The organism is Flavitalea plasmicola, assembly GCF_030546645.1.
In the GTDB taxonomy this organism is placed as follows: Bacteria; Bacteroidota; Bacteroidia; order Chitinophagales; family Chitinophagaceae; genus Puia.
Genome location: NZ_JAUOTO010000006.1, coordinates 641,721 through 655,037, shown reverse-complemented (window position 1 = coordinate 655,037; position 13,317 = coordinate 641,721). Strand labels below are relative to the sequence as shown.

11 protein-coding genes are annotated in these 13,317 nt (G+C 50.2%); 2 read left to right on the top strand and 9 right to left on the bottom strand.

Features of this window, described 5'->3' with window-relative positions; all coding sequences use genetic code 11:
• Window positions 1-2,337 (bottom strand): type IX secretion system anionic LPS delivery protein PorZ, encoded by a 2,337-nt coding sequence (gene porZ / locus Q4E93_RS24465; protein WP_303589815.1) that lies wholly within the window; start codon window positions 2,335-2,337, stop codon window positions 1-3.
• A 104-nt stretch (window positions 2,338-2,441) separates the two neighbouring features.
• Between porZ and Q4E93_RS24460 the strand changes: the two genes are divergently transcribed.
• Window positions 2,442-4,790: an efflux RND transporter permease subunit gene (locus tag Q4E93_RS24460; protein ID WP_303589814.1), complete on the top strand. Its 2,349-nt coding sequence runs from the start codon at window positions 2,442-2,444 to the stop codon at window positions 4,788-4,790.
• 2 nt (window positions 4,791-4,792) lie between these two features.
• On the opposite strand, the gene Q4E93_RS24455 is transcribed toward Q4E93_RS24460, so the two are convergent.
• From Q4E93_RS24455 to Q4E93_RS24435, 5 genes are all read right to left on the bottom strand, one after another.
• Window positions 4,793-5,452, bottom strand: a complete 660-nt coding sequence (locus tag Q4E93_RS24455) for a response regulator transcription factor (protein ID WP_303589813.1) — start codon at window positions 5,450-5,452, stop codon at window positions 4,793-4,795.
• 7 nt (window positions 5,453-5,459) lie between these two features.
• Window positions 5,460-6,272 carry a sensor histidine kinase gene (locus Q4E93_RS24450; protein WP_303589811.1) on the bottom strand — a complete coding sequence of 271 codons (813 nt, stop codon included), beginning with the start codon at window positions 6,270-6,272 and terminating at the stop codon, window positions 5,460-5,462.
• The gene (locus Q4E93_RS24445) at window positions 6,239-6,886 is read right to left on the bottom strand and encodes a hypothetical protein (RefSeq protein WP_303589810.1); all 648 of its coding nucleotides are present in this window, start codon (window positions 6,884-6,886) and stop codon (window positions 6,239-6,241) included. The genes Q4E93_RS24450 and Q4E93_RS24445 overlap by 34 nt, the downstream gene beginning before the upstream one ends.
• 102 nt (window positions 6,887-6,988) lie before the next feature.
• Window positions 6,989-7,489 carry a hypothetical protein gene (locus Q4E93_RS24440; protein WP_303589809.1) on the bottom strand — a complete coding sequence of 167 codons (501 nt, stop codon included), beginning with the start codon at window positions 7,487-7,489 and terminating at the stop codon, window positions 6,989-6,991.
• A 593-nt stretch (window positions 7,490-8,082) separates the two neighbouring features.
• On the bottom strand, window positions 8,083-8,298 hold the full coding sequence (locus Q4E93_RS24435; protein WP_303589807.1) for a hypothetical protein: 216 nt from the start codon (window positions 8,296-8,298) through the stop codon (window positions 8,083-8,085).
• Between the two features lie 30 nt (window positions 8,299-8,328).
• On the opposite strand from Q4E93_RS24435, the gene purH reads away from it, so the two are divergent.
• Window positions 8,329-9,894 carry a bifunctional phosphoribosylaminoimidazolecarboxamide formyltransferase/IMP cyclohydrolase gene (gene purH, locus Q4E93_RS24430; RefSeq protein WP_303589806.1) on the top strand — a complete coding sequence of 522 codons (1,566 nt, stop codon included), beginning with the start codon at window positions 8,329-8,331 and terminating at the stop codon, window positions 9,892-9,894.
• 83 nt (window positions 9,895-9,977) lie between these two features.
• Here the strand turns inward: purH and Q4E93_RS24425 are convergent, their stop codons facing one another.
• From Q4E93_RS24425 to Q4E93_RS24415, 3 genes are read right to left on the bottom strand one after another with little or no spacing between them, the layout of a single operon-like run.
• Complete coding sequence (locus Q4E93_RS24425; RefSeq protein WP_303589804.1) at window positions 9,978-11,291, bottom strand: polysaccharide deacetylase family protein; 1,314 nt, start codon at window positions 11,289-11,291, stop codon at window positions 9,978-9,980.
• 12 nt (window positions 11,292-11,303) lie between these two features.
• Window positions 11,304-12,677 carry a LutB/LldF family L-lactate oxidation iron-sulfur protein gene (locus Q4E93_RS24420; protein ID WP_303589802.1) on the bottom strand — a complete coding sequence of 458 codons (1,374 nt, stop codon included), beginning with the start codon at window positions 12,675-12,677 and terminating at the stop codon, window positions 11,304-11,306.
• Window positions 12,674-13,249, bottom strand: coding sequence for a DUF3109 family protein (locus tag Q4E93_RS24415; RefSeq protein WP_303589801.1), 576 nt, complete (start codon window positions 13,247-13,249; stop codon window positions 12,674-12,676). Before Q4E93_RS24415 ends, Q4E93_RS24420 begins: the two co-directional genes overlap by 4 nt.
• Window positions 13,250-13,317: the final 68 nt, after the last annotated feature.

Genomic DNA, 13,317 nt, shown 5'->3' with positions numbered 1-13,317 from the left:
TTATTTACCGATGAAAACGATCTTTGCCGATGACTTTTCATGCCGGCTCTCGTCGGATATCAGTACCAGGTAGACGCCGGTGGCTACCCTGCGGCCTTTGTAGTCTCTTCCATCCCAGATGGCCTGTCCTCCCAGCGCGTTGGTCTGATAAACCAGGCGTCCATCCGGGGCTGTGATCTTGACGAAGGCTCCATCCACCAGACCTCTGACGGCGATGACGCCCGTATAATCAGGGGGTACGGGATTGGGAAATACCAACACATTTGCATTATGATCCCCGCCTTCTGTTGCGGTACTACGAAATGAGCAAAGCCCCCCGGCTGTGGCAAAAAATACTTCTCCCGTGTTTGGATCGATGGCGATGTTCCTTACATCGTTGTTGAGGAGGGGTGTGCTATCCGCCGTAAAGTGATAAACGATCTTTTGCGCATCCGGTGTGACAAGCCATACCCCATTTCGGGTGGCGATCCATTTTCTGTCAGCGCCATCCACTGCTATGGCCTGTACAGCCTGGCCGCCAAAAAGGTAACCTGCAAAATTATCGAATTGTACGACAGGCCATACCGCCTCACAGCCACCCGCACCAAAGACCTGCCGGGCGCATTGTATCAAGCCGATGCCATTACCCGTACCAATCCATATGAGGCTGTTCCTGTCCCTGGCCAGGCAATAAACATGATTGTCAGGCAGATTGCCATTGCCCGTACCTGTGCGATAATATTTCCATTGATCGTCCGAAGTACTACTTAATGAAGCTCCGGGGTTGTAACAGAAAACGCCGTTTCCTTTTGGCGAGACGATCCATACTTGCTTATTATCATCCACCAACACCTGAGAGACGGCATTTCCCGTATGGGCAAAAGGGATGGCAAAAGAGGACCAGCTGCCATCGGCCTGTCTTAGCAGGAGGTCGCGGGCGGCGCCATAATTGGCGATCCAGGCATTGCCGTCCTTGTCGAAGGCCAGGCCGCTGACGCGGTAGGCGGAAGGGTTGTCGAGGGATGGGCCTATGGAAGAGCGTGCAGCGAAGACCCTGAACCCGTCATCTGCATTTTTTTCCAGCAATCCTTCTCCGAAGGAACCGGCCCAGAGGCTGCTATCCCCGGGATTATAAGCGATGGCACAGAAGTCGAAGATGCTGTCGAATACGGGATAGGAGTCTTTGTTATAGTTGGTCCAACCGTTGGCATCGAGGCGATAGATCCCTCCGTTGCGGTCGCCCAGTGGGTGCCAACTGGTGTCGGCGCCTCCTGAGGCCACCCAAAGAACACCGGCGGCGCCCGGGCCCGCCGTGGGGTCCCGGTGGATGGTGATGGGTCCGGTGGCTAGTCCGCCGGGGGAATCGGGGATATAGGATCGCGCCTGGGAGCCAGCGGAACCCCAGGCGGAGAGGCCGGTGATGACATCCGCCACCCAGGGCTCTCCTTGTAAGAGCAGGGCTTGGCGAGGGCTGTGGAGAACACCGGGCTGCTGCAGCACCCTTTCGATCTGACCCGATCCCGTCAGGATCGTCACCCGGCCACTGTCCCCATTTTGTTCGCAAACCAGCAACCGATGTTCGCTGGTTGACAGGCTATTGACATGCCAGGTGCTGCTGTATGCTGCTACCCAGCTGTTGTTGATCAGGGCTACAATGGAATCGCCACGAAGGGCGATGATCTCACCGTCGAGGGACACTACCTGGCGGCAGGGGGCCTCGTTACCTCCCGGCACGGTCCAATTATGATAGTCTGCCAGGTCGGGGGAGTTCAGGGGCGCTTGTTTCAGCCCTTCGGCGGTGGCGGCATACAAGAGCGTTCCATCGGTGGCGACAGCCTGTACGGCGACAGAGTCGCCGCCCGCTCCTATAATGTAAGTGTCTTTTACTTCGTATTTGTCTTCATCCACTACGATGATGCCCAGGCCCGTGGACAGATAGACCTTATTATTATAAGCGATGGCCTGGTAGATGGTCTTGTCGCCTCCCGCGCTCGTCCGCCGGATATCGGGGATATTAAAGGTTTGCCTGCCGGAGAGGATGTCGATATTGCTGGTGGTGTAGGCGATGGTCAGCTTATCGGACGCAGGATCGTAGCAGAGGGCGCTGATGCCTGTTTCGCTGAGCCCGTTGGTCTTACTGAGCCGGCTCATGCTATTGTCCTCCTTATCCACTATAAAGATGCTGTAAGGGGAAGCGCAGTATATTTTCCCTGCCGATCCGGCGACGGCGATGGCCTGATGATAAGGCAAATGGTCCCGCCAATGGCCGATGGCAGGGGTTTGCGTCAGGCCGGAAAGCCAGCACAGAAGGGCAAAATATACCGTAAACAGTATTTTTTTGATCGTTGCGATGGCCAAAGTTAACGGGAAGGTTGCTAAAAGCATCTTTCCAGTGCTGGAAAAGCCGGAGAAATAACGGACCTTCGCACGGCAAAAACCGTTGACTTACAAAAATCATTACCATGTGGGAATCCCTGGCACGCCTGGTCCTAAAATTCCGGTTGTCCTTACTTCTTTTCTTACTGACGGCCACGGGCTTCATGGCCTACCATGCTTCCAGGGTCAAGCTGAGCTATGATTTCAACAGCAGCATTCCTACTGACAATCCCAAATACATCGCGAATCTGAATTTCCGCCAGCAATTCGGGGATGACGGCAATCTATTGGTCGTCGGCGTGCAGACGGACAGGCTTTTTGAAAAGGAGATCTTTTCCGGGTATATCGCGCTAGGCGAAAAATTAAAGAAGATAACAGGCGTGGATGATGTGCTAAGCACTCCCATGGCGATTAACCTGGTGAAGGATTCTGTCACGGAAAAGCCGCATGCTCTTGCCATTTTCCCGGCGCATCCGCAGTCGCAGGCCGAGATCGACAGTGGCAAATCGGTGTTCAAAGGTCTTCCTTTTTACAAGGGACTGCTGTATAATGCAGAGACGAATACCTGGCTAATGGCGGTGCGTGTGAATAAGGACGTGATGAATTCGGCCAAACGGATCGTCACGGTAAATGCAATTATAAAAGAAGTAAAGGCTTTTGGGACGCAATATAACCTGGATATGCATCTCAGCGGCCTGCCCCTTATCAGGACCGTGATGGCGCAGAAAGTATCCCGGGAAACTACCTGGTTCCTGCTGGGATCCGTGCTGTTGTCGGCGATCATCCTGGTAATCTTCTTCCGAAGTCTGGGCGCTATGCTCCTTTCGCTGGGGGTGGTAATCGTCGGGGTGATCTTCAGCCTTGGGACGATGGACCTGCTGGGATACAAGATCACGCTGCTGAATGCCCTGACACCTACTTTAATGGTGGTGATCGGCATACCGAACTGTATCTATTTTCTCAATAAATATCATACGGCATACCGGGAATTGAAAGACAAGCGTGAAGCGCTGCTGGCGATGATCGGCCGGATGGGCGTCGTCACCCTGTTCTGCAACCTGACGGCAGCCATTGGATTTGGAGTTTTTGCCCTGACCCGGAGCGCTATCCTGAACCAATTTGGCGTGGTGGCGGGGATTAACATCATGATGTTGTTCTTTATATCCTTTATTCTGATCCCGGTGGTGCTCAGCTATCTTCCTCCGCCCAGGCCCCACCATACGCGATACCTGGAGAACAGGTGGCTGACCGCCATTTTGCGGAAGCTGGAGATATGGACGCTACACCATCAGCGGACGATCTATGCCGTGACTTTTGGGATGCTTGTTCTGGCGATAGTGGGCATGTTCAGGCTGAAATCGGAAGGTTTTATCGTGGATGACCTGCCACAGAAGGATCCGATCTACACCGATCTCAAGTTTTTCGAACACCATTTTAAGGGCGTAATGCCCCTGGAGATCATAGTAGATACCCGCAGAAAGAATGGATTGCGGATCAACATGCTGCAGACCCTGGACAGCGTGGATCAGCTGTCACGATATATTGCCGCGCAGCCGGAGATGGCCCGGCCTTTGTCGCTGGCGGAGGGGTTGAAATTCGTCCGTCAGTCCTATTACGGAGGGGACAGCGCCAACTATGGCGTGCCAAATTCGCTGGACCTGCCCTTTTTGTCGTCGTATCTGAAAGGGGGGGGAGACTCTTCGGGGAAAGCTACCGGCGGGAGCAATAATCTTAACCAGCTATTGAAGAGTTTTGTAGACAAGGATAACCGGCGGCTGCGTATCAGTGTAAATATGGCCGATGTGGGCAGCAGTCGTCTACCCTTCATCCTGGACGACCTTGAAAGGAAAACGAAGCTTCTTTTCGATACTGCAAAATACCATGTAGAGCTCACGGGCACCAGCGTCACTTACCTGGAAGGCAGTAGCTTTATCATCAAGGGGCTGAAGGATAGCATTCAATGGGCGTTTGTGCTGATCGCAGCCTGTATGCTTTTCCTGTTCAGGTCTTTCCGGATATTGCTTTGCAGCCTTGTACCCAATATCATACCATTGATCATAACGGCGGGCATTATGGGATGGGCGGGGGTCCGGCTTAAGCCATCGACGGTGATCATTTTCAGTATTGCGCTGGGTATTGCCATCGATATCACGATCCGGTTCCTGGTGAATTATAAGCAGGAGTCCCGTGGGCCGGATGGCAAGCAGACTGATCCGCAGCAAATGGTGATCGAGACGATCAATAAGACCGGTATCAGCATATTATACACTTCGATGGTGCTGATCGCGGGGTTTGTCATTTTTTGCTTTAGTGATTTTGGCGGGATCTTCGCCCTGGGATGGCTGACCTCGCTGACGCTGGTGATCGCTACGGTGACGAACCTGGTATTTCTGCCGGCATTGCTTATCACGCTGACGCGCAGGCGCCGGAGGTAGTACTAGACCTCGGCCAGGCCGTTCTTGATGGCGAACATTACAAGGCCTACGCGGGTGCGTACCTTTAATTTCTCGAAGAGGGTATTGCGGTAGTTGTCGACGGTGCGGGGGCTGATGAACATTTTGTCGGCAATGTCCTTGTAGGTAAGCTCCGAGCAAATGAGCCGGAGGAATTCCTTTTCTTTATCGCTGAGGATGACAGGATCTTCGGGATTACCCAGGTCTTTATGGAGTCCGCTGATGATCTTGCCGGAAATATATTCGGACAGGTAGAAATCTTTTTTCATGATGGAATCCAGGGCCACTTTCAGCTCTTCAGGTTCGATGTTCTTCATGATGTAGCCTTTGGCGCCCAGGCGGAGCATGCGGATGATCGTATTCTCGTCGCTGGACATGGAGAGGGCCAGCACTTTGATCTGGGGGTAGTTCTTATGGAGCCAGCGCACCGTCTCATATCCGTCCATATCCGGCATATTGACGTCGAGGAGGATGATGTCGGGGACGATGTGCTGTGTAACCTTGGCCTTTATCTCTTTTCCATTATCTCCTTCGAACAGGACGGTGTAATTTTCGAAAGAATCGATCAATTTTGCCAATGCCTTCCGTAGAAGGCTATGATCATCAACAATGCCGACCTGTATTTTCTTAAGTGATGCAGCCATAAATAAATTATAAAGCTTCCCTTTCGAGGGGCAATTCCACTTGTATAACTGTACCTTTTCCAGGCTGGCTCTGAATGGTGATCTCTCCGCCAATGAGACGGGCACGGTTTGTCATACTTTTCAGGCCTATACCGCTGGAGGAGGACGCCGATACCTGTTTCTTTTCCGGATCAAAGCCTACCCCGTTGTCCTCCACCCGCAAAACAAATTTATCATCAATTGAGTAATTTACCGCAATATTTACGTGAGTGGCTTTAGAATGCTTTAAAATATTGTTTATCATCTCCTGGAACATGCGAAAAAGGAAGATGGCCCGTTGACTTTCGAAAGGAAATTCCTCCCCTTCCACGGAGAATTCTACTTCTATCAGGCCTGTCCGGCGGAGGCTTTCCAGGTCAAACCGGATGGCTTCCACCAGGCCAATCTGGGAAATACGGTCTGTATGGAGGCTTTTGGTAAGGTCTGCCATATCGTAGATGATCTTATTGAGCATCTGACGGCTATTTTGAACGCTTTCGTATGCGGGGTGTTCTTTTTCCAGGGGCAGGATGGACAGGGATAGTTTGACCACCGATAATACCTGGCCGATGTTGTCATGGAGTTCCTGGGCGATGGTCTTGAAAGTGGCTTCCTGCATTTCGAGCTGGCTTCGAAGCACTTCCTGTTCGTATTCCTGTTTCATGCGTACCATTTCTTTTTCCTGCCTGTGTTGTCTTTTTTGGTAGAGGAACAGCAGGAAAAGGATGAAGCCGACCAATAACAAGGCCAGCACCATCCCTAAAAGGACTACGACGTAGAGTTCCTGGCCCTGATCCGGCATAAAAAGGCGATAGTGAAAGATGAATATAAGAAAACATTCAAAAGTAGTATGATAAACTGGAAATTTTTCCGGATAATATCCGGTGCTTTTTTCAGGAAGTTAAGCATTCCGAAAACGGGGAAAGTGCAGCAATAAAAAAATAAGAGACCGGCGCAAATCCAGAAAGCTGGCTGCCTGACAAGGTTGACAGAATGAGAAGATTGGAATAACTCGAAAAAGTAGTAGATACAGATAATAGTGATAAGCAGGCAGCTCAATGCATAGTTTATGGAACCAAAGGATGTGATCGGCTGGATAAAAATAAAATTCACTGCAACCATCAGTACATACAGCCAGGCGGTATGCAAAATGATCTTTTTTACGGTCTTGCTTTGTATGATCTCCCTAAGAACATACATGTAGAACAGGAATTCAAAAACGCCAAAGAAATTGTACAGGGGAATGGGAGGTTTACCCTGATTGGAATAGTGCAACCCAATAAGCTCTACGATCAATGTGATCAATAAGAACAGGGGGAACAAGCGCAGGTAAACGCTAATCCTTTCGTAAAAGTAGACGCTAAGACTGGCTATAAAACTGACCGCAATGAATGTTATATATATCAGCGGATTCATAAATCCCCAAAATAGGGGAATTAATCGGTATGAAAAAGCCAGCTATAAATTAAAAGAGAGGTCTCCCTTGCGGGAAGACCTCTCTTTGATCCATGGTTATGGTTATATGATCATTAATCCTTTATTTTTGTCCGCGACCATAAGTGTTCCCAGTTGGTCGCCTCCCATTGTAACAGTGGTTGGAGGAGGATTAGTTCCGGGGAGGACATTAGGGAGAGGGAAACCCATATTGTAAGCCATCAACCCGGCTTTTCCATCCTTTTCGACATATAGATCCTTAAATGCGGGCGCCTCATTTTCCTCATTCAGGCTACAGGTTGCTATTAAGGCCACTGTTTGACGTCCTTCATTTTCTTTTCTGGGAGCATTGCCGCCGTATACACCAAAAGCTATTCGAATTCCATCAGCACCATGCAGCTTAGCAGTTTGAATGAATTCTTCCAGTTCGTCAGCACTATACCAGATACCCAGCGTATCTTCTTTGCCAATTTTCTCCGAATTCTGCATCCATCTGTCTTTCTTATAATTCCGGATAAGGGAGTCAACATGTTCGGTACCTACATAATTTCCAGCCTTTACTGTTTTTTTTTCAATTGTTCTCATTGTTAGTCGCTTTAGAGTTTTGAAGAATAATTTGCTTTGGTAAAAGTATTCCCCAAGTCTCTGAGAGACTAGACGCAAAAAAGTATCAATCAAATAATTATAAATTAGTATTATTTATAAACTAAAGGGGATCAAAGACTCAGGTGGTAAATATGACAAAAAAAACGTTTTTTAGTCAATAAAAAAACAGTAAATAAACGAAGGAAAACCACGTCTTTTTACGTGGTCAAAAGGCACGTATAATACGCAAGAAAATACCGTCTGAAGTTTTCATCCTGATTTCTTCAGGATCGGAGATTTTATCTGACATTAGTAGGGAGAGGTTCATCATTGTCCCGTTTTTACAATTTGATATCCTTAAAGCGTGTTGGAAACTAAGTGTTGTTGTGCCATGTTGCTACCTTGAATGTATCGTACAGATTTAATCAAAAATTATTGACCACTACATTACTATGCATCGGCAACAGCATACATAACCATTAACACCTTATCCTGTTTGTTTTCAAGCGTGTATGGGTATGTATGCTGTTGTTTTCCTTATGTTTAAACGCGGATCGGGCCGATTTTAGTACACATGAGAAATCACCCGGGCATTACAAATATGCTACCGTTGTTTGCCCAAAGTGCTTACCGCTGTTACCATTCAAAACTCCCGGGTACCCGCTGCCACCTTCGGCAGGGGGGTATCCCGGAGTGATCTTCTCCCCTTCTTTTTCCTTTCCTATTGATTTGTGATTGAGAAAGTTACAAGCTTTCAGGTTTGTTGAAGCATTCCATCCGGCGGTGCAATAGGCCGGTTTTTCGTACATTTGCGCCTCTTTATACCCAACACTCAGTCAATGAATAAGAAGATCAAATCGGCGCTTATCTCCGTTTTTTACAAAAATGGCCTGGACAGTATCGTTAAAAAACTACACCAGGAGGGTGTAATCATCTATTCGACGGGAGGCACACAGCAGTTTATCGAGTCGTTGGGCCTGCCCTGCACTCCGGTGGAGAGCCTGACCTCCTACCCTTCTATTCTTGGAGGAAGGGTGAAGACATTGCATCCTTCGGTCTTTGGGGGCATCCTGGGAAGAAGGGACAGACCCACCGACCTGGAAGAGATGGCCCGTTATCATATTCCGGAGATCGACCTCGTGATCGTAGACTTATATCCTTTTGAAGAGACGGTGGCTTCCACCAGTGATGACGAGGCTATTATCGAGAAGATCGACGTTGGGGGCCCCTCTATGATCCGGGGAGCCGCCAAGAATCATAAAGATGTGGTAGTTATAGCGTCCAAAAAGGAATATGCTTACCTGGAGCAGCTGCTGGATGATCAAAAAGGGACCACTACGCTGGAACAGCGCCGGATGCTGGCCGCCAAGGCGTTTGAAGTTTGCGCTCACTACGATGTAGTGATCGCCCAATATTTTATTTCCCCCGCTGCGGTGTCTTCACAGGGGGCGGCCTCTTCGGCCCCTGCGCAGGAACCGGATTATTTCCTGGAATCTGTTGCCTCACCAAAGAGTTTAAGATACGGTGAAAACCCCCATCAATCCGCCCGTTTTTTTGGCAACCTGTCGGCGCTTTTCGACCAGCTGAATGGCAAGGAATTATCCTACAATAACCTGGTGGATGTGGATGCTGCCGTGCAGCTGATCCAGGAATTTGACGGTACCCAGGGTGCTGTTTTTGCCATCATCAAACACACAAATGTTTGCGGTATTTCCATCCGTCCTTCGCTGAAACAAGCCTGGGATGCGGCCCTGGCGGGCGATCCGGAGAGTGCTTTCGGGGGGGTATTAGCCTGCAGCGCCCCGGTGGATAAAGCCACGGCCGAAGCGATCAACGAGATCTTTTTCGAGGTGTTGATCGCCCCTGCCTATGATAAAGACGCCCTGGAAGTGCTGCGTTCGAAGAAGAACCGCATCGTTCTCCGGCAGAAGGTCCAGCTGGCCAACCGCCCTCAATACCGGAGGCTGCTGAACGGTGTATTACAACAACAGCAGGATGAGGGCAATTACCTTGAATGGAAAGAAGTGGGGGGCCGTCCTTCCACCAGCGGGGAAAAAGACGATCTCACCTTTGCCAATATTGTTTGTAAGCATTTGAAGTCCAATGCCATTGCACTTGTAAAAGACAGGCAGCTGATAGGTAAGGGCTGCGGACAGACCAGCCGGGTGGATTCCGTACGGCAATCCATTGCCAAGGCGGCACAATTTAATTTCGATCTTAAGGGAGCGGTGCTGGCATCCGACGCGTTCTTCCCATTTAATGACAGCGTACAGATCGCCCATGCAGCGGGGATTACGGCTTTTATTCAACCGGGGGGCTCCATCCGTGACAAAGATTCCGTCGACTATTGCGTGGAGAACAAGCTGGTGATGGTCCTGACGGGGATCAGGCATTTTAAACACTAGCTACAAGTTACAAGCTTCAAGCTGCAAGCTGGGTTTGCTTAAATGATCCGACTTGTAGCTAGTACCTTGCGGCTTGTGGCTGTTTAGGCGTCCCAGAACACCTCTTCTTTCAGGAATACTTCGTAGACTTTCTTCCAGCCTGCAAATTGCGGGTCGTTGCCAAGAAAAGTATTATGCCAGATGGTCACCATCAGTCCGTTGACCTTTCTGATCAGCTGGTAGTAATGCATCAGCTCGCGCATGGCCTGGGCCGGTGTATCATGCTGCTCATAAAAGGAATTGGCGTCCATAAAACAAAAAGGGAACAGGCGCAGGGAGGTCGTTTCCTCTTTTTCCAGGTCATACCAGTAAAAGGAAGAGGCCACCGAGGCGCGGAAACCATTGATGCTCCCATACCCCATGGAGAAATCCTGCTGAATGCCGTATTTTATCAGCAGGCGGTAAGTTTGCGGTAATGCAAACCTGATATAATGCTGGCGGCTGCGGATGACCTCTTTTTCAGTCATACATTCCAGCCATTCTATCTCTTCTTTCAGGATGCTCTCCCTGTCGCCACTCTGCCAGGAAGGATGGATGCCTACGCGATAGCCTGCTGCATGATAGCGCACGAGTTCCTGCAAGCCCGGGCCATCCGGGGAAATGTTCCTGTCCAGTCCTTTTTGCCGGGCAGCCACCAGGAAGAAATAATAAGCCCGCAGGCGGCAATACAAGTGCAGCGAGTCCAGCCACTCGTATGCATCGTAAGGGTCTTGCTGCCGTCCCTGCAATACGCCGATCCTTTCCCTGACCTTCGACCATTCGCCTTTTGACAGCGCCAGCAGAAGACCGCCCAGGTTCCTTTTCCATCCTTTGTGCAGGTAGCTATAAGCAACATCGATGTCATACGTAGGAATGAACTTGAAGGAAGCGTAGCGGAAGGTGAGGGCGGGATATTTTTTCGCAAGCGCTTTTTTGAATTCCTGGATCCAGATATTTATCAGCGGGATATCCAGAAAGCCTTCTTTCCAGGCCAGCGAACGCGTGTGATCAAAACGCCCATATTCATCCGGGCTGCCGGGCAGGTATTCTTCGTACCGGCTGAGCAGATAGAAGGAGGCGGCGAAAATATCAAAGGGAAAATCACCTTCCGTAGGGAAAAAAGCCTTGTGAAAGTTGAGCTCGAAGCATTCGATCTCCGCTGCGCGAATGCCTGTTTCCTGCAGCAGCGGCGTATTGCGTAAAAAGAACTCTACTTCGTCCAGCTCTTCCTCCGAATAATTCAGACGGGGCCCGGCATAGCCGGCATATTCCTTAATGTTCACAGTAAGCGCGATAGGTTCGTCGAAAAGCTCCCTGCCGATGAAGTCGACAATGTAGCGCAGTCGTGGAGTGATATGAGGGGTATATAATAAAAGCATACTAGTTCACCATCACCCTCTTTCGGCCTTCCATCTTTCATTGAAGGTCTTTGGAGAAAAGTCCAGTTCGTCACGATGCGCCGTCCAGGCTTTGAATGCCTTATTGACGACCCAGTTCTTCATCCTGTGGCTTCCCATATTCATTAATCCGCGGCTGAGGCTAGCCTTTTTCCAGGCTTTCCAGGCCAGCTTTTCAGACCAGGAGGCATAGCCGTTCTCAACGGCTTCATATCTATTCTCCAGGAGCAGCTCGTGCAGGTTGATCTTCACGGCGCAGACCTCAGTGCAATTGCCGCAAAGGGAAGAAGCGTAGCTAAGGTGTTTCCACTCTCCCATCTCTTTCAGGTGAGGGGTAATAACAGAGCCAATAGGACCGCTGTAGGTGGTGCCATAGCTATGTCCGCCGATGTTCTTGTAAATGGGGCAGGCGTTGAGGCAGGCACCGCAGCGGATACAGTAAAGGCTTTCGCGCGATTTTTCGTTGGCAAGGATATTGGTCCGGCCATTGTCCAGGAGAATAACGATCATTTCTTCCGGACCGTCCGACTCACCCGGCTGTCTGGGGCCGGCGACGATGGTATTGTATACGGTGACCCGCTGGCCTGTGCCGTAGGTGGCCAATAAGGGCCAGAATAGTCCCAGGTCAGTAAGGGAGGGGATCACTTTTTCGATGCCGGCGATGACGATATGTGTTTTGGGAAAGGCGCAGCTGAGGCGTGCGTTGCCTTCATTTTCCGTGACGGCGATGGCGCCTGAGTCCGAAATAATGAAATTGGCTCCTGTAATACCGATCTCCGCCTGTACATATTTTCCCCGTAGTTTTTCCCTGGCTACCAGGGTGAGCTGTTCGGGGGTAAGTCCGGGTTTGGTATGCAATTTTTCGTAAAAAAGCTTAGCCACATCTTCCTTACTCTTATGCATGGCCGGCGTGACGATGTGATAAGGCGGTTCGCCATCCAGCTGCTGGATATATTCGCCGAGGTCTGTCTCTACGGACTCGATGCCATTTTCTTCCAGGAAATCATTCAGTTTGAGCTCTTCTGTGACCATGCTTTTGCTTTTCACGATGGTCCGACAGTTCCTCTGCTTACAAATGGCCAGGATCTCTTTCAGGGCAGACGCGGCATTTTCAGCCCAGATGACCTTTCCGCCACGCTGGGTGAAGATGGCCTCGAATTCCTCGAGGTGTTTGTCCAGGGTCTCGAGCGCCCGCCATTTGATGTTCTTTGCCCTTTCCCGGGCCAGGTTCAGCTCCGCAAACTGCTGTTTGCCCTGTGGGACGACGGCGTTATACCGGCCGATGTTGAAGTTGATCTTACGCCGGTGGTCCATATCTCCGGCCTTCACCGTGCTGCGGGCGATGAAACTGGCTGCTGTGTCAGTCATGGTTTAAAGTATTTTTTCGCCACCTTATCCAGGGCTTCATAGAAGCCGGCTCCGAACTTACGCACCAGGGATTCTTTCAGGAAAACATATGCAGGCACTTTCAGTTTCTTACCGTTGATGCAAGCCGGCCGGCACATTGTCTCACGGGGCTCGTAGTTCACTACTTCGTGAGTTTTTGTCTTACTGATCTTTACGGGATATAAATGGCAACTGATGGGCTTTTTCCAGCTGATCTTTCCATCGTAGTAAGCCTGTTCAATACCGCATTTTATAATGCCCTTGCTATCCCTGAAACCATATGCACACATTTTTCCTTCGATGGTGGGGGTGACCCAGCCGAATTCCCGGTCGTAGTTGTAGCGGCCGCGGCCTTCGATCTCTTTTATCCCTGCAGGAGTGAGGTAGGGCTTTACGGTCTCATAGACCTCGTTGATCCTGTCCATTTCATCTTTCTCCAGCGGGGCTCCTGCGTCGCCATCCTCACAGCATCCTCCTTTACATTTCAGAAGGTCGCATACGAACTGCTCTTCCACCAGGAGATCGCTTACCAGGACGTTGTCGATTGCTATCATGCTTACAAATATAGGTCACATTAGTGATTATTCAGCTACAAGCCACAAGCTGCAAGCTACAAGAAAGT

Bases quoted from the DNA above. Each gene is read 5' to 3' on its own strand.
- Q4E93_RS24460 (WP_303589814.1), top strand. From the start codon at position 2,442: ATGTGGGAATCCCTGGCACGCCTGGTCCTAAAATTCCGGTTGTCCTTA.
- Q4E93_RS24455 (WP_303589813.1), bottom strand. From the start codon at position 5,452: ATGGCTGCATCACTTAAGAAAATACAGGTCGGCATTGTTGATGATCAT.
- Q4E93_RS24450 (WP_303589811.1), bottom strand. From the start codon at position 6,272: ATGCCGGATCAGGGCCAGGAACTCTACGTCGTAGTCCTTTTAGGGATG.
- Q4E93_RS24445 (WP_303589810.1), bottom strand. From the start codon at position 6,886: ATGAATCCGCTGATATATATAACATTCATTGCGGTCAGTTTTATAGCC.
- Q4E93_RS24440 (WP_303589809.1), bottom strand. From the start codon at position 7,489: ATGAGAACAATTGAAAAAAAAACAGTAAAGGCTGGAAATTATGTAGGT.
- Q4E93_RS24435 (WP_303589807.1), bottom strand. From the start codon at position 8,298: ATGTACGAAAAACCGGCCTATTGCACCGCCGGATGGAATGCTTCAACA.
- purH (WP_303589806.1), top strand. From the start codon at position 8,329: ATGAATAAGAAGATCAAATCGGCGCTTATCTCCGTTTTTTACAAAAAT.
- Q4E93_RS24425 (WP_303589804.1), bottom strand. From the start codon at position 11,291: ATGCTTTTATTATATACCCCTCATATCACTCCACGACTGCGCTACATT.
- Q4E93_RS24420 (WP_303589802.1), bottom strand. From the start codon at position 12,677: ATGACTGACACAGCAGCCAGTTTCATCGCCCGCAGCACGGTGAAGGCC.
- Q4E93_RS24415 (WP_303589801.1), bottom strand. From the start codon at position 13,249: ATGATAGCAATCGACAACGTCCTGGTAAGCGATCTCCTGGTGGAAGAG.